This window comes from Piscinibacter sp. HJYY11 (genome assembly GCF_016735515.1).
Taxonomy (GTDB): domain Bacteria; phylum Pseudomonadota; class Gammaproteobacteria; order Burkholderiales; family Burkholderiaceae_C; genus Rhizobacter.
The window spans coordinates 2,886,240-2,900,644 of the sequence record NZ_JAERQZ010000001.1 but is presented as its reverse complement, the minus strand read 5'-3'; the positions used below and the strand labels follow the sequence as shown (position 1 = coordinate 2,900,644).

Annotated in this window: 19 protein-coding genes; 8 read left to right on the top strand and 11 right to left on the bottom strand. The window is 67.7% G+C overall.

Annotated elements, in window-relative coordinates; genetic code table 11:
* Positions 1-82: 82 nt before the first annotated feature.
* Complete coding sequence (locus tag JI745_RS13430; protein WP_201807459.1) at positions 83-709, bottom strand: helix-turn-helix domain-containing protein; 627 nt, start codon at positions 707-709, stop codon at positions 83-85.
* A gap of 242 nt (positions 710-951) precedes the next feature.
* On the opposite strand from JI745_RS13430, the gene JI745_RS13425 reads away from it, so the two are divergent.
* From JI745_RS13425 to JI745_RS13410, 4 genes are all read left to right on the top strand, one after another.
* Positions 952-2,124 carry a homoserine O-acetyltransferase gene (locus JI745_RS13425; protein WP_310738619.1) on the top strand — a complete coding sequence of 391 codons (1,173 nt, stop codon included), beginning with the start codon at positions 952-954 and terminating at the stop codon, positions 2,122-2,124.
* Positions 2,121-2,705, top strand: a complete 585-nt coding sequence (gene metW, locus JI745_RS13420) for a methionine biosynthesis protein MetW (RefSeq protein ID WP_201807457.1) — start codon at positions 2,121-2,123, stop codon at positions 2,703-2,705. The genes JI745_RS13425 and metW overlap by 4 nt, the downstream gene beginning before the upstream one ends.
* 71 nt (positions 2,706-2,776) lie before the next feature.
* Positions 2,777-3,223 carry a GNAT family N-acetyltransferase gene (locus JI745_RS13415; RefSeq protein WP_201807454.1) on the top strand — a complete coding sequence of 149 codons (447 nt, stop codon included), beginning with the start codon at positions 2,777-2,779 and terminating at the stop codon, positions 3,221-3,223.
* Between the two features lie 6 nt (positions 3,224-3,229).
* Positions 3,230-3,592: a response regulator gene (locus tag JI745_RS13410; RefSeq protein WP_201807453.1), complete on the top strand. Its 363-nt coding sequence runs from the start codon at positions 3,230-3,232 to the stop codon at positions 3,590-3,592.
* A 2-nt stretch (positions 3,593-3,594) separates the two neighbouring features.
* On the opposite strand, the gene JI745_RS13405 is transcribed toward JI745_RS13410, so the two are convergent.
* From JI745_RS13405 to JI745_RS13395, 3 genes are all read right to left on the bottom strand, one after another.
* Positions 3,595-4,176, bottom strand: coding sequence for a chalcone isomerase family protein (locus JI745_RS13405; RefSeq protein WP_201807450.1), 582 nt, complete (start codon positions 4,174-4,176; stop codon positions 3,595-3,597).
* A gap of 89 nt (positions 4,177-4,265) precedes the next feature.
* Complete coding sequence (locus JI745_RS13400; RefSeq protein WP_201807449.1) at positions 4,266-5,354, bottom strand: S-adenosylmethionine:tRNA ribosyltransferase-isomerase; 1,089 nt, start codon at positions 5,352-5,354, stop codon at positions 4,266-4,268.
* Positions 5,351-6,052 carry an SDR family oxidoreductase gene (locus JI745_RS13395; RefSeq protein ID WP_201807441.1) on the bottom strand — a complete coding sequence of 234 codons (702 nt, stop codon included), beginning with the start codon at positions 6,050-6,052 and terminating at the stop codon, positions 5,351-5,353. The genes JI745_RS13400 and JI745_RS13395 overlap by 4 nt, the downstream gene beginning before the upstream one ends.
* Before the next feature lie 114 nt (positions 6,053-6,166).
* Between JI745_RS13395 and JI745_RS13390 the strand changes: the two genes are divergently transcribed.
* Both JI745_RS13390 and JI745_RS13385 read left to right on the top strand, forming a co-directional pair.
* A complete protein-coding gene (locus JI745_RS13390; protein ID WP_201807439.1) occupies positions 6,167-6,742 on the top strand; it encodes a helix-turn-helix transcriptional regulator in 576 nt (191 codons plus the stop codon).
* Between the two features lie 140 nt (positions 6,743-6,882).
* The gene (locus JI745_RS13385; protein ID WP_201807437.1) at positions 6,883-7,845 is read left to right on the top strand and encodes an MBL fold metallo-hydrolase; all 963 of its coding nucleotides are present in this window, start codon (positions 6,883-6,885) and stop codon (positions 7,843-7,845) included.
* 24 nt (positions 7,846-7,869) lie between these two features.
* Here the strand turns inward: JI745_RS13385 and JI745_RS13380 are convergent, their stop codons facing one another.
* Genes JI745_RS13380 through JI745_RS13365 form a run of 4 tightly spaced genes read right to left on the bottom strand, consistent with a single transcriptional unit; the run spans position 7,870 to position 10,310 of the window.
* The gene (locus JI745_RS13380; protein WP_201807435.1) at positions 7,870-8,301 is read right to left on the bottom strand and encodes a biopolymer transporter ExbD; all 432 of its coding nucleotides are present in this window, start codon (positions 8,299-8,301) and stop codon (positions 7,870-7,872) included.
* A gap of 4 nt (positions 8,302-8,305) precedes the next feature.
* Positions 8,306-8,971 (bottom strand): MotA/TolQ/ExbB proton channel family protein, encoded by a 666-nt coding sequence (locus JI745_RS13375; protein ID WP_201807433.1) that lies wholly within the window; start codon positions 8,969-8,971, stop codon positions 8,306-8,308.
* A gap of 2 nt (positions 8,972-8,973) precedes the next feature.
* Positions 8,974-9,786: a 4-hydroxy-tetrahydrodipicolinate reductase gene (dapB, locus tag JI745_RS13370; protein ID WP_201807430.1), complete on the bottom strand. Its 813-nt coding sequence runs from the start codon at positions 9,784-9,786 to the stop codon at positions 8,974-8,976.
* Positions 9,783-10,310 (bottom strand): outer membrane protein assembly factor BamE, encoded by a 528-nt coding sequence (locus JI745_RS13365; RefSeq protein WP_201807428.1) that lies wholly within the window; start codon positions 10,308-10,310, stop codon positions 9,783-9,785. The genes dapB and JI745_RS13365 overlap by 4 nt, the downstream gene beginning before the upstream one ends.
* A gap of 128 nt (positions 10,311-10,438) precedes the next feature.
* Here JI745_RS13365 and fur point away from each other — a divergent pair, with 128 nt between their 5' ends.
* Positions 10,439-10,864, top strand: a complete 426-nt coding sequence (gene fur, locus JI745_RS13360; RefSeq protein ID WP_201807426.1) for a ferric iron uptake transcriptional regulator — start codon at positions 10,439-10,441, stop codon at positions 10,862-10,864.
* 12 nt (positions 10,865-10,876) lie between these two features.
* Here the strand turns inward: fur and hprK are convergent, their stop codons facing one another.
* The 3 genes from hprK to hpf all read right to left on the bottom strand — a co-directional run bounded on the left by hprK (position 10,877) and on the right by hpf (position 12,919).
* A complete protein-coding gene (gene hprK / locus JI745_RS13355) occupies positions 10,877-11,833 on the bottom strand; it encodes an HPr(Ser) kinase/phosphatase (protein ID WP_201807414.1) in 957 nt (318 codons plus the stop codon).
* A 31-nt stretch (positions 11,834-11,864) separates the two neighbouring features.
* Complete coding sequence (gene ptsN / locus JI745_RS13350; protein WP_201807412.1) at positions 11,865-12,335, bottom strand: PTS IIA-like nitrogen regulatory protein PtsN; 471 nt, start codon at positions 12,333-12,335, stop codon at positions 11,865-11,867.
* Positions 12,336-12,580: 245 nt separating this feature from the next.
* Positions 12,581-12,919, bottom strand: coding sequence for a ribosome hibernation-promoting factor, HPF/YfiA family (gene hpf, locus JI745_RS13345; protein ID WP_201807410.1), 339 nt, complete (start codon positions 12,917-12,919; stop codon positions 12,581-12,583).
* Between the two features lie 479 nt (positions 12,920-13,398).
* On the opposite strand from hpf, the gene corA reads away from it, so the two are divergent.
* Positions 13,399-14,361: a magnesium/cobalt transporter CorA gene (corA, locus tag JI745_RS13340; protein WP_201807408.1), complete on the top strand. Its 963-nt coding sequence runs from the start codon at positions 13,399-13,401 to the stop codon at positions 14,359-14,361.
* Positions 14,362-14,405: the final 44 nt, after the last annotated feature.

Sequence of the window (14,405 nt, the reverse complement as noted above, 5' to 3'; positions counted from 1 at the left end):
CGAATCATGAACCAGAAAATGATATAAGTGATCGAATCAGACGGCCAAATTTTGCGAGTTAGTGCGCGTTTTTCGCAATTTCTCAGGCGGCGGTGCGACCGAGGCATTTGGCCAGCAGGGCCGGGAATTCGGCCACGAGGCGTGGCTTGTGGATCACCGGCACGCCGGCCAGCGCGAAGGCGTAGGGCCCACGCTGGGCCTCGTCCAGCGAGGTCACGACGATCAGGCGGCTGCCGCTGAACTGCGGGTTGGTGCGCAGACTGGTGATGAGCGTCGCCCCATCGATGCCGGGCAGCAGGATGTCCACGATCAGCACCTGCGGCTGCAGTCGCCCCGCCATCGCGAGGCCGGCGATGCCTTCGTCGGCCACGTGCAGTTCCACCTGCGGAAACTTCTCCCGCACCAGCAGGCCGACCAGGTTCTGGTAATACGACGAGTCCTCGATCAGCAGCACGCGGGCGGGGCCGCCGGCGCCGGTGTCGGCATCGGGTGTCGCCGCGGGGCCTGCCGACGGCTGCTGCCGGGCGGCCAGCCACCGGTCGACCGACGCGCGCGAGATGCGGCGGTGGCCGCCGGGGGTCTTCCAGGCCTCGAGTTCGCCACGGTCGACCATGAGTTGGACGGAGCGCACTGCGAGGCCCAGCAGCTGGGCGACTTCGACGGTGGTGCAGGTGTCGTTGCCGGACGAAGGAGGGGTGGAAGAAGCCATTGCGCGATTTGCCAAATGCTGAACTGAGGTGCGAGCGGGTGACACCCGCATAATTGATATAGATGATAACTGTTTTGCCGGATTGACGCACCCCTGGCGCCGCGACCAGGCGGCCTATACTCCCGCCCCAGCGCTGATTTGTTCCGGCTTGCGAGCGCTCTATAAATCCAGCTAAAGACAGGACGCACAACCCGGTGTCCCGCTTTGGCGGCCGCCGGTTTCTTATTTGTGCGAACCACAACGTGACAGCTTCACTCGGTCATGTGACACCCCAGGCGATGCACTTCGCCGACCCGCTGCCGCTGCGCAGCGGGGCCGCCTTGCGCGACTACACGCTCGCCTACGAGACCTACGGCACGCTCAACGCCGACAGGAGCAACGCCGTGCTGGTGTGCCATGCGCTCAACGCGTCGCACCACGTGGCCGGCACCTACGAAGGCCAGCCGAGGAGCGAAGGCTGGTGGGACAACCTCGTCGGCCCCGGCAAGCCGCTCGACACCAATCGCTTCTTCGTCATCGGCGTCAACAACCCCGGCTCCTGCTTCGGCTCCACCGGCCCGATGCACCCCAACCCCGACACCGGCAAGCCCTACGGCGCCGACTTTCCGGTGGTGACGGTGGAAGACTGGGTCGACGCGCAGGCCCGCCTGCTCGACCGCCTGGGCATCACGCAACTGGCCGCCGTGCTCGGCGGCAGCCTCGGGGCGATGCAGGCGCTGAGCTGGTCGATGCGCCACCCGCAGCGCCTGCGCCACTGCATCGCCGTGGCCACCGCGCCGAATCTGTCGGCCCAGAACATCGCCTTCAACGAGGTGGCCCGCCGCGCCATCATCACCGACCCCGAATTCCACGGCGGCCACTTCTACGCGCACGGTGTGGTGCCCAAGCGTGGCCTGCGCGTGGCGCGCATGATCGGCCACATCACCTACCTCTCCGACGACTCGATGGAGGCGAAGTTCGGCCGCAACCTGAAAGGCGAGGCTCCGGCCTACAGCACGCAGGACATCGAGTTCGAGATCGAGAGCTACCTGCGCTACCAGGGCGACAAGTTCAGCGAGTACTTCGACGCCAACACCTATCTGCTCATCACCCGCGCGCTCGACTACTTCGACCCGGCACGCGAGCACGGTGGCAACCTCGCCGCGGCGTTTGCCAACGCCCGCTGCAAGTTCCAGCTCGTGAGCTTCACCACCGACTGGCGCTTCTCGCCCGCGCGCTCGCGCGAGATCGTGAAGGCGCTGCTGCACAACCGCTTCGACGTGAGCTATGCCGAGATCGACGCGCCGCACGGGCACGACGCCTTCCTGCTGGACGACCCGCGCTACCACGCGGTGATGCGGGCGCGCTTCGACGGCATCGCGAAGGAATTCGAAGGCAAGCCTGCCGCCATGGTGTTGAAAGGGATCGCGGTATGAGCGACCGCAAGGACATCGAAATCATCGCGGAGTTGGTGCCGCCGGGCTCTCGTGTGCTCGACCTCGGCTGCGGCAACGGCGAGTTGCTCGCCCACCTCCGCGACACGCGCCATTGCACCGGCTACGGCATCGAGATCTCGGACGCCAACGTGCTGGCCTGCACGCAGCGCGGCGTCAACGTGATCCAGCTCAACCTCGAAGAGGGCCTGGCCATCTTCGAAGACCAGAGCTTCGACGTGGTGCTGCAGCTCGACACCATGCAGCACCTGCGCCACACCGAGCGCCTGCTGCGCGAGACGGCGCGCGTGGGTCGCGTGGGGATCATCAGCTTCCCGAATTTCGCGCACTGGCCCAACCGTCTGCGCGTGGCCACCGGCCGCATGCCGGTGACCAAGGCGCTGCCCTACCAGTGGTACGACACGCCCAACATCCGCGTCGGCACCTACACCGACTGCGAGGTGCTGCTGCGCAAGGACGGCTTCCAGGTGCTCGATGGTTTCGGCATCCAGAACGGCGAGGTGGTGCGACGCTTCCCGAACCTGATGGCCAGCGTGGCGGTGTTCAAGTTCCAGCGGGCGTGACGCGGCGGTGAATGTCCCTCTGGGGTATGCCCCGAGAGCGCCCGCCGGTGCTTGATGGCTAGCATCGATTCATGATCGATCACGCCCTGTGCTTTCGTCCCGCGACCGAGGCTGACGCCGAGGCGCTGGGCCGGCTGAATCACCAGCTGATCCGTGACGAGGGCCATCGCAACCCGATGAGCGTCGACGAGCTGGTCGAGCGCATGCGCCGCTGGCTGGCCGACGATGGCTACGAGGCGCTGCTCGGCTTCGACGGCGACGAGCTCGTGGCCTACGTGCTGTGGCGCGACGAGCCCGACTGCGTGTACCTGCGCCAGATCTTCGTGCACCGCGACCAGCGGCGCCAGGGCGTGGCGCGGCACCTGATGCTGAGCGTGTTCGAGCGCTGGCCGGGCAAGCGGCTCGTCGTCGACGTGCTGGCCGGCAACGCGCGGGCCCTGGCCTTCTGGCGCCGCATGGGCTACCGCGACTACGCGGTGATGCTGGAGCGCCTGCCCCCCGGTGACGACGAGGCCTGACCCTGCATGGGCCGGCTCCTCATCCTCGACGACGACCCGACGGTCGGCCAGATCCTCCAGGTGGCGGCCAAGAGCGTGGGCTTCGAGGCGCGCTGGTGCGAGGACGTCGATGCGTTCTTCAGCGCGCTGGCCGAGTGGCAGCCCACGCACTTGGCCGTCGACATGCTGATGCCCGACGTCAGCGGACAGGAGGTGCTGGCGCGCCTGGCCGACCAGCGCTGCGAGGCGAAGGTGATCGTCTCCAGCGGCATGGGCGCGGGCGAGCTCGACACCGTGCTCGACGAAGCCCAGGCACTCGGCCTGAACACGGTGGGCACGCTGCCCAAGCCGTTTTCGCTGGCGTCGGTGCGGGCCCTGCTGGCCGCCTGAGCTCAGACGCCGAGCAGCGCGTCCCTCAGCATGTTGTCCGCCGGCGAAGGGCCGACCCAGATCTTGAGGATCATCGAGAAGAACTCGGCATCGCCCAGCGGGTCGCCCTGCGGCTTGCCGGTGATGAAGAACTGCGTGCCCTTGCCCGGCACGAACTCCATCGCGAAGGACTCGCCGGGCATCAGCTTGGCCTTGCCGGAGAAGACCTCGATCAGCCGCGTGGAGGCCAATGCGTGCTTGGTCATCAGGTCCTTCGAGGAGTTTTCGCCCATGCCCTTCAAGAAGAGGCGGCCGAGCTCGGTGCCCGGCAGTTCGCGCAGCGCGACGAACTGGATGCGTTTCGGCCCCGGCAGGGCGAGCAGGTCGTCGACCTTGCTGACCTTCTTGGTGGTGTACAGCGCCATGTCGTAGACCTTGAACACCGCCCGGTGGCGCGTGCCCGCGCCGTTGAGGATGAGCGGGGTGCCGGCCACCACGACGGTCTGCTCGAACTTGGTGGAGGTGCTCTGCGCCTGTGCGGCGCCGATCGTCAGCGCCAGCGAAACCGCGAAAGCGGCGGGCAGTCGGGCAAAGGCTGGGCGCATGAGGGCTCCACGGTTTCGAGTTGTCGGTACGGGGCTGGATTATTCCCGGCCGCAGCGCCCCACCGGCTCCCGGGAAACCCCGCTCACGATCATGCGGCGTGCGAAATGGCGCGGTCCGGCGCCGCGTGCGGTGTGCGCACCGCCTGTCGTTCGATCAGCACCGAGTCACCGAATTCGTGCGTGCGGTAACCGTGCGTTTCGAGTTCGCGGTCTACCCGCTGCAGCAGCACCGCCGGGGCGAACGCGTGCAAGAGCCCGTGGTGGCTGGAGCCCGGCTCGTGCGTGCCGGTGACGATGGCGTCGACCACCTGCAGCCAGCCGTACTGCTGTGGGCCGAGGCGCTGGGTGGCCACGCCCGGCCCGGCTTGCAGGCGGCCGCGGCGGGCGGCGTGCTCGAGTGCGCGCGTGACGGTGGTGCCAAGCGCGACGACACGGCCCTGCCGCGCGTGGGTGCGCGCGATCGCGTCGACGGTGGCGGCGGGCAGGTGGTAGGGCTCGTCGAGCGGCAGGCGGGCGTCGAGCGCGTCATCGCCGGTCGACGACAGGCCAGCCGCGTGCGTGAGCGTGGCAAAGCCGATGCCGTGTTCGCGCAGGGTGTGCAGCAGGCCCCAGTCGAGCAGGAAGCCGGCCGAGGGCGGCTCGAAGGCCACCGGGAGCGCGGCCACGCTCGTCCACACGTCCCACAGCGCGAGCGGCTGCGGCAGGTGGGCGTATTGCACCGGCTTGCCATGGCGGGCAAGGCCGGCCCAGATGGTGTCGGGCGTGCCCTCGAAACGCAGCGCGACGAGCCGGGGGTGGTCGAGCAGGCGCAGCACCTGCGCGCGCAGCGGGCCGAGGGCGAGCCGGTCGCCCGGCTTCAGGGAGGGGGGCAACGGGCGGTCTTCGGTGCGCGTGCGGTGGTCGCCCTCGCCGAAGACGACGGCGGTGAACTCGTGCACATCGTCCACCGCCAGCGAGCGGCGGCCGGCCAGGCGCACTTCGATCGTCTCGCCGGTGGGCAGGTGCAGGCCGTGCAGGCTCGCCGGCAGAGTGGCCGCGTCGTTGGCGACGAGCAGGTCGCCGGGTTTCAGGAAGCGGGGCAGCGCCGTGCGCGGGGCATGGTGCAGCCGGCCCTGGGCGTCCACGACGAGCAGGCGCGCGTCGCGCGGGCGTTGCACCGGGGTGGTGGCGGGTGTCATGCGGGCTTCTTCGAGGTGATGAGCTGTTGCAGGATCTCGCTGGCCGCGTCGGCGGGGCGCTTGAGCGTGGCCGGGTCGGCGTCGGGCAGCGCGAGGGCATGGAAGGGTGTGTCCATGTCGCCGGGGTCGAGCGCCAGCACCCGCACGCCGTGCTCGCGCAGCTCTTCGTGCCAGATGCGGCTCAGCTGCGCGAGCGCGGCCTTGCTCGCGCCATAGGCGCCCCAGCCCGGGTAGGGCGTCGCGGCGGCGTCGCTCGTGATGTTGACGACGGTGGCAAGGCGGCCATCGCGCGCCGACGCGCGCAGCGCCCCGAGCAGCGCCTTGGTCAGCCGGAAGGGGCCGAGCAGGTTGGCCGCCAGCGCCGTCTCCAGGTCTTCGCACGCGGTGTCGGCCAGCAGCGCGAGCGGCACCGGGCCGAGGTGCGAGGCGTTGTTGACGAGCACGTCCAGCCCGTCGAGCGCGGCGGTGATCTGCAACGCAAGCGGGTAGATGTCGTCCTTGCGCGTGATGTCGGCAACCAGGCCGTGCGTGCCCGGCAGGCTGCGCGCGACCTCGGCCACGCGCGCCGGTGTGCGGGCGACGAAGGCCACCTGCGCGCCGGCCGCATGCAGGTGGCGCACGAGGGCGAGGCCCAGGCCCGAGGTGCCGCCGGTGACGGCGACGCGGAGGTCGCGAAGGTGAGGGAGCAGGTGGTTCATCGTGGTGCTTTCGGTGTGGCGATGGCCTGCACGATAGGCAGCGGCCTGCCGCGCGACGAGTGCGTTGTCCAACCGGTTGGCAAGCCGGCCTTCGAATGGACAATGCGGCCCACCATGCCGTCCGACGCCGCGTCTTCGATTCCCGCCCACCTCGCGCGCAACCTCGTCGCCCTGCGCCACACGCGCGCCTTGACGCAGGAGCAACTGGCCAGGTCGGCCGCCGTGCCGCGCTCGACGATTGCCAACCTCGAGTCGGGCGAAGGCAACCCGTCGCTCGCGGTGCTGGTGAAGGTGGCGGGCGCGCTCGCCGTGCCGATCGACGAGCTGCTCGCCTCGCCGCGCGCGCTGGTGCGGCACTGGCCGGCGAGCGAAGTGGCGAAGCGCCAGAAGGGTCGCGGCGTCACCATCCGCGAGCTGGTGCCCGAGCCCGTGCCCGACGAGATGATGGAGGTGATGGACTTCGCCCCCGGTGCCGTGATGGCCGGCACGCCGCACCTGCCGGGCACGCGCGAGTTCTTCACCTGCCTGCACGGCCGCGTGGTGCTCAGCGTGGCGGGTGAACGCTATGCACTGGAAGCCGGCGAGGTGCTCGCCTTTCCCGGCAACCTGCCGCACTCGTACCAGAACGCCGACGCACTGGCGGCGGCGCAGGGGGTTTCGGTGGTGGTGCTGGCGAAGGCGGGTGTATAGAAGCGGGTGTGTAGAAGCGGGTGTGTGAGGCACCGGCGTCTCGCCGATTTCAGCGCATCCCCTGTTGTCGTTGCGGATTAGCGCGGCGCGCCTATGCTCGCGTCCCACGCCTCCCAGTCACAACACCAAGAGGGACTCCCATGACGATTGCACGACTGCTGCGCCGCGCTGTGGCGGCCATCTCGAGCGCTTTGCTGCTCGCCACCGCGGCCCACGCCGCCGCCCCGCAGGTCAAGACCCAGGCGCCCGGCTGGTACCGCATGATGCTGGGCGACATCGAGGTCACCGCGCTGCTCGACGGCGTCATCAACCTCGAGCCGCACAAGCTGCTGACCAACACCAAGCCCAAGGACGTGAGCCAGCTGCTCGCCAAGTCCTTCCTGAGCGACTCGGTGCCGACCTCGGTCAACGCCTACCTCCTCAACACCGGCAACCACCTGGTGCTGATCGACGCCGGTGCGGCCACGCTCTTCGGCCCCGGCCTCGACCAGCTGCACGCCAACCTCAAGGCCTCGGGCTACCAGCCGGAGCAGGTCGACGTCGTGGTCATCACGCACATGCATGGCGACCACATCGGCGGGCTGCTGCAGAACGGCAAGATCGCCTTCCCCAACGCCACCGTGATGGCCGACCAGCACGACGCCGACTTCTGGCTCAGCGCCGAGAACCTGGCCAAGGCGCCCGAGGGGATGAAGATGTTCTTCCAGGGCGCGCAGGTGACGCTCAACCCCTATCTCGCGGCCGGCAAGTTCAAGGCCTTCGAAGGCGACACCGAGATCGTGCCCGGCGTGAAGGCGATCGCGACGCACGGCCACACGCCGGGCCATGCGATCTACTCGGTCGAGTCCAAGGGCCAGAAGCTCGTGCTGTGGGGCGACCTGATGCACGTGGCCGCGGTGCAGTTTCCGAAGCCGGAGGTCACGATCCAGTTCGACAGCGACAGCAAGGCCGCCTATGCCCAGCGCAAGAAGGCGTTTGCCGACGCGGCCAAGGGCGGCTACTGGATCGCCAGCGCCCACCTGCCTTTCCCGGGCATCGGCCATCTGCGTGCCGACGGCAAAGGCTACGTCTTCGTGCCGGTGCACTACGCGCCGATCAAGTGACGGGATGACGCGGCTTGGGCCGCGTCAGGGCTTGGCGGTCTCAGCCTTCGGCTCGGCGACGAACCCGATGCGGTTCAGCCCGGCCTTCTGAACCGCACCGATCAGCTCAGCCACGCGCCCGTACGGCACCGTCTTGTCGGCTCGCAGCTGCACTTCGGTCTGCGGGTTCTTGCGCGCGGCCTGGGTCACACGCTCGGCAAAGGCCTCCGCGGTGACCACCTGGTCGGCAATGTAGAGCCGCCCTTGCGGGTCGATCGAGACCGCGATGAAGTCGGGCTGGTCGCTCGCCGTGGCTGCTTCGCTCTTGGGCAGGTCGAGCTTCAGGCTCGAGCTCATCAACGGTGCGGTGATCATGAAGATCACCAGCAGCACCAGCATCACGTCGATCAGCGGCGTCATGTTGATGTCGCTCATCGGCGGGGGCGCCGAGCTGCGTTCGAGGCGGCCGAAGGCCATCGGCTCACGCCTCTGTCGTGGTGGCCGCGGGCTCGGCCAGCATCTCGCGCAGGTCGTGGGCAAAGCCTTCGAGGTCGGCTTCGCACGCGGCCACGCGCTTGTTGTAGACGTTGTAGGCCAGCACCGCAGGGATCGCGACGGCGAGGCCCGCGGCCGTCATCACGAGCGCTTCACCCACGGGGCCGGAGACACGGTCGATCGTCACCGTGCCGGCGGCCGAAATGCTGAGCAGCGCGTGGTAGATGCCCCAGACCGTGCCGAAGAGGCCGATGAAGGGCGCCGTGCTGCCGATGGAAGCCAGCACCACCTGACCGAACTGCAGCTGCGTGAGCACGCGATGCAGCGCATCGCGCAGGCGGCGCGTGAGCTGCGAGGCGAGGTGGCCGCGCGATTCGAGCGTCTGGCCGGTGTGCGTGGCGGTGGCGGCGGCGAGCAGCGGGCGCAGCACGCCTTCGCGGTCGAACACGGCGAGCTGCTTCTCGCCTTCTTCCAGCGAGGCCGCACCCCAGAAGGCCGGCACGGCACGGGCGATGTCGCGCTTCACGCGCCCCAGCACCCAGCCCTTCCAGAAGATCAGCACCCAGGCGCTGATGGACATCAGCAGCAGCAATGCCGCCACGCCGCGCGTGATGACGTCGCCCTGTTGCCAGAACTGTGCGAAGCCGCCCATGTTCAGCGCAGCCCCAGCACGTCGTTCATCGTGAAGAAGCCGCTCGTCTTGCCGCGCAGGAAGCGGGCAGCGCGCACGCTGCCTTGCGCGTAGCCTGCGCGGCTGCCGCTCTTGTGCGAGATCTCGATGCGCTCGCCGGTGCCGGCGAAGAGCGCGGTGTGGTCGCCGATGATGTCGCCGCCGCGGATGGTGGCGAAGCCGATGGTGGACGGGTCGCGCTCACCGGTCACGCCCTCGCGGGCGTAGACGGCGCAGTCCTTCAGGTTCTTGCCGAGCGCGGCGGCGATGGTCTCGCCCATCGCGAGCGCGGTGCCGCTCGGCGCGTCGACCTTGTGGCGGTGGTGCGCTTCGATGATCTCGATGTCGTAGCCCTCGTTCAGCGCACGCGCGGCGACGTCGAGCAGGCGCATCATCACGTTGACGCCCACGCTCATGTTGGGCGACTGCACGATGGCGATGTGCTTCGCCTGGGCGGCGATCTCGGCCTTCTGCGCATCCGACAGGCCCGTGGTGCCCACCACGAGTTTCACACCCAGCTCGCGGCACACCGCCAGGTGCGCCATCGTGCCTTCGGGGCGGGTGAAGTCGATCAGCACCTCGGCGTTGGCGAGGCCGCTCTTCAGGTCTGCGGTGATGTGAACGCCGCTTGCGCGGCCCAGGAAGCCGGCGGCGTCCTGCCCGAGTGCGGGGCTGCCGGGCACGTCGAGCGCGCCGGCGAGCTGGCAGTCGTCGGCGGCCAGCACCGCCTCGACCAGCATCCGCCCCATGCGGCCCGAAGCGCCGGCGATGGCGATGCGCAACGGCGCGGTGCTCATGTGCGCGGCTCCAGCGGCGGGTAGCTGCGCACCGGGCCTTCGGGTGCCGAGGCGGCGGGCTCGGGCCTGGGTGGCACGGGCAGGGCCTTGATCTCTTCAGGCGTCAGCGCGAGCTTGGGCGTCTTGCGCGGGGTCTTCTGCGTGTCGATCGAGGCGACGAAGTCGCGCTCGGAGGGCAGGTCGGGGGCGTCGATGCTCTTGAGCTTCTCGCCATCGAAGAGCGCCACCACCTTTCGCTGCTGGGGCTCGGCCCCTTGACGGCGAATGGTGAAGACGTAGTCCCATCGGTCGGCATGGAACACGTCGGTGAGAAGCGGCGAGCCGAGGATGTCGCGCACCTGAGAGCGGGTCTGGCCGGGTTTGACGAGGGCCACCTGCTCCTTGGTGAGCACGTTGCCCTGCACGACCTCGATGCGGTAGGGCGTGATGAAACCGAGGAAATGGTCGCTGGATTGCAGCGAGCTGCAGCCGGCGAGCAAGGCTGCGGCGGCGAGGCCGGCCGGCCAGAAGGGGGGCATGCGCATGGTGATGCTCAGGAGGGGAGGCCAGCGCGCCGTGGGGCGCCAACCTCGATATGATCCGGCGATTCTAGGGTCAACGTCTTTGCCCGCCCCTGCGGACAAGCTCCGTTTCCCACGCCGAGAGTACCGCCATGTCCAACGCCGACGACCTCAAGAGCAGTGGCCTGAAGGCCACCCTGCCGCGCATCAAGATCCTGGACGTGTTTCATCAGTCGACGCAGCGGCACATGACGGCGGAAGACGTGTTCAAGGCCTTGCTGAACGAAGGGGCCGACATCGGCCTCGCCACCGTGTACCGCGTGCTGATGCAGTTCGAGCAGGCGGGCATCCTGTCGCGCAACCATTTCGAGTCGGGCAAGGCGGTGTTCGAGCTCAACGAGGGCAAGCACCACGATCACCTGGTCTGCATCGACTGCGGGCGGGTGGAGGAGTTCTACGACGCCGAGATCGAGGAGCGCCAGAGCGCCATCGCTGAATCGCGCGGCTTCCTGCTGCAGGATCACGCGCTGTCGCTGTACGCGATCTGCGCAAACTGCCAGAAGAAGGCGAAGTCCTGAGTCGGCGGCCCCTCAGTTGGGGTCGGCCTTCTGCATCGCGCGCTGGTGGCGCTCGATGAACTCGCGGTAGGTGTCGATGCCGCGCAGCTGGAGGATGGTGTTGCGCACGGCGGCTTCCACGAGCACGGCCAGGTTGCGGCCGGCGTCCACCGCGATCACCACCTTGCGGATGGGGACGCTCAGCACGTCCTCGTTCAGCGGCTCGTAGGGCAGCCGCTCGAAGTCGCGCTCCAGCGTTTCCTTGCGCACCAGGTGCACGATGAGCTTGAGCCGCATCTTGCGGCGCACGGCGGTCTCACCAAAGATCGACTTGATGTCCAGCAGGCCGATGCCGCGCACTTCCAGCAGGTTCATCAGCAGCTCGGGGCAGCGGCCCTCGATCGCGGTCTGCGAGATGCGGTAGAGGTCGACCGCATCATCGGCCACGAGGCCGTGGCCGCGTGAAATCAGTTCCAGGCCCAACTCACTCTTGCCCAGGCCCGATTCGCCCGTCAGCAAGACGCCCACGCCCAGGATGTCCATGAAGACCCCATGCCGCGTCGTGCGCTCTGCGAACAACTGGGCCAGGTAGCCGCGCACCACGTCGATCACGTGCCCGGCGGAACCATCGGTCACGAAGAGCGGGATGTCGGCGCGGTCGCACAGGGCGACGAGCTTGTCGGGCGGGGTCTGGTTGTCGGCCACGATGACCACCGGCGGCTCCAGCGTCACGATGCGCTGGATGCGACGTTCCTGGTCTTCGGGCGATGAATCCTGCAGGTAGGCGACTTCACGTCGGCCGACGATCTGCACCCGGTAGGGGTGGATGTAGTTGAGATAGCCGACCAGGTCGGCGGCCGATTGCGCGTTGCGCACCGCGGCTTCGTCGAAGCGGCGTTCCGGGTGGGCATGGCCGGCGACCCATTCCCAACGCAGCGCGGGGCGGTGTTCTTCGAACAGCGCTTCCGCGCTGATGACTGAGGGCTTCACGCGGCGAGGATAACCGCAGGCAGGCCGGCCGTCAGGCGACCGACTTCAACGGTTCCCAGTTGGAGATCAGCTCGTGCACCTTGGCGGCGGTGGTTTCCGTCTTGAGGCGCTCACGCAACTCGCGGTCGCTCAGCATCTCGGCGATCTCGGAGAGGATCTCCAGGTGACGCTGTGTGGCCGCTTCGGGCACCAGCAGGAAGATCAGCAGGCTGACAGGTTCGTCATCGGGCGCGTCGAACGGGATGGGCTGCTGCACGCGCACGACGGAAGCGAGCGGGTTCTTCAGGCCCTTGATGCGACCGTGGGGAATGGCGACGCCGTGGCCGAGCCCGGTGGAGCCGAGACGCTCCCGGGCAAAGAGGTTGTCGGTGACCGTCGCACGCGCGATCGAGTGCTGGTTTTCAAACAGCAGGCCGGCGTGCTCGAACGCGCGCTTCTTGCTGGTGGCCTCCACGTCAACGAGTACGTTGGCGAGCGGCAGGATGGCGGACAGTCGGTTCATCGGCAGATCACATTCGAGCCTCGCGAGAGGCACCCGGTTCCACGAGCGACCCGGTGGCCCATCATAGAACCGGGCCTCTCTCCTGCGCACGCTCGTGCATCGGCAATGCGAGGAATTGTGCACTCGCTGCTGCGCAGCAGCAACGACTGTGGCTCCCCACGGGCGGGTGTGTGGCGAACGTGCGAAAACTGCGGCCATGAAAAAGCGGCCCGCAGGCCGCTTGTGCACCGTGTTGAGCCTCCTGCTCAGAGGGTTGCGTCCATGCGCTTGGGCGCGAGGTGGTGGTGGTCCTGCAGCTTGTCCTTGTGCCGCATGACCTGGCGATCGAGCTTGTCCATCAGCTGGTCGATCGCCGCGTAGAGGTCTTCATGCGAGTGCTCGACGAAGATGTCCTTGCCCTTCACATGCAGCGTGACCTCGGCCTTCTGCCTTCGTTCCTTCTCCTTCAGCTTCTCAACCGACAGCAGCACGTTGATGTCCACGACTTGATCGAAGTGACGCGTGACCCGGTCCAATTTCGTAAGCACGTACTCACGCAGGGCTGGGCTCACGTCGAGGTGATGGCCGCTGATCGTCAAATTCATCGGGGGCTCCTTTCGCAAGGCGGGTGGGAAAGCGGGGGAAGAAAGAAAGGAAGGAGGGGAGAGAAGAAGAGGGGGCGGAATCGAAGAGGTCAAAACCAGTGTGCGCCCGAAACCGGAGCATGACAAGCGGGTGACAACGACGTCGGCAGGCCTGTTTGCGCGCATTTCTGCGTCGGATCAAGCTGGCGTCTTTTCCATCACGGAAGTGCCGTTTTTCAGGGGTGGTTCGAGGGTTGTATCGGCTTGATGGCCCTGCTGATCGAGTGTGATAATCCGCCGTTTTCGTACACGGAGTGCGACCCCCGCATATGGACAGCAGTCACCCTCGGTGACCGTCCGCTCTGACGCTCGACAGGCGCCCGCCCCTCGGTGATGCGCCCGTGGCCTGGGTGAGACGGTTCCCCGCGTTAGCCCCTCCTCTATTGGCCACCACCCCACGGCGCCCACATGCAGCCCGTGCGGACCTGTCGGAGCCCTGCATGCTCAACGTCTTTACGCTGGCCAACGGCCGGCTGTTCCAGGAAGAAATCGAAAGCCCCGGCGCGCTCGCCAACGTGCGCCCGGTGTGGGTCGACCTGGAAGCGCCCACCCCCGAAGAGAAGACCTGGATCGCCGAACGTTTCGGCGTGACCATCCCCGAAGACGTGGTCGACGACGACCTGGAGGAATCGGCCCGGTTCTACGAGGAAGACAACGGCGAGCTGCACATCCGCTCCGACTTCCTGATCGACGACGACGAGACCCGCCGCAACGTGCGCGTCGCCTTCATCCTGCACAACAAGGTGCTGTTCTCGATCCACGGCGAAGACCTGCCGGTCTTCCGCCTCCTGCGCCTGCGCGCCCGCCGCATCCCCGCGTTGATCGAAGACGCGAAGGACGTGCTGCTCAAGCTCTACGACGCCGACGCCGAGTACAGCGCCGATGCCCTCGAAGGCATCTACGACAACCTCGAGAAGGTCAGCGCCCGTGTGCTGAAGGAAGAGGTCAACGACCAGGCCGCCGGCCAGGCGCTCGCAGCGATCGCGCGCGAGGAAGACTTGAACGGCCGCATCCGCCGCAACGTGATGGACACGCGCCGTGCGCTCAGCTTCATGATGCGCAGCCGCATGCTCAACGCCGAGCAGTTCGAGGAGGCCCGGCAGATCCTGCGCGACATCGACTCGCTCGACTCGCACACCGCCTTCCTCTTCGACAAGATCAACTTCCTGATGGATGCCACCGTCGGCTTCATCAACATCAACCAGAACAAGATCATCAAGATCTTCTCGGTGGCGAGCGTCGCCTTGCTGCCGCCGACGCTGATTGCGAGCATCTACGGCATGAACTTCCAGGCCATGCCCGAGCTGAACTGGCGCTTCGGCTACCCCTTCGCCATCGGCCTGATGCTCGTCAGCATCATCTCGCCGTTCTGGTACTTCAACCGCAAGGGCTGGCTCAAATAGCCAAAGAGAGCGACAGTAGACGGCCGCCCCCAACGAGGAGACCG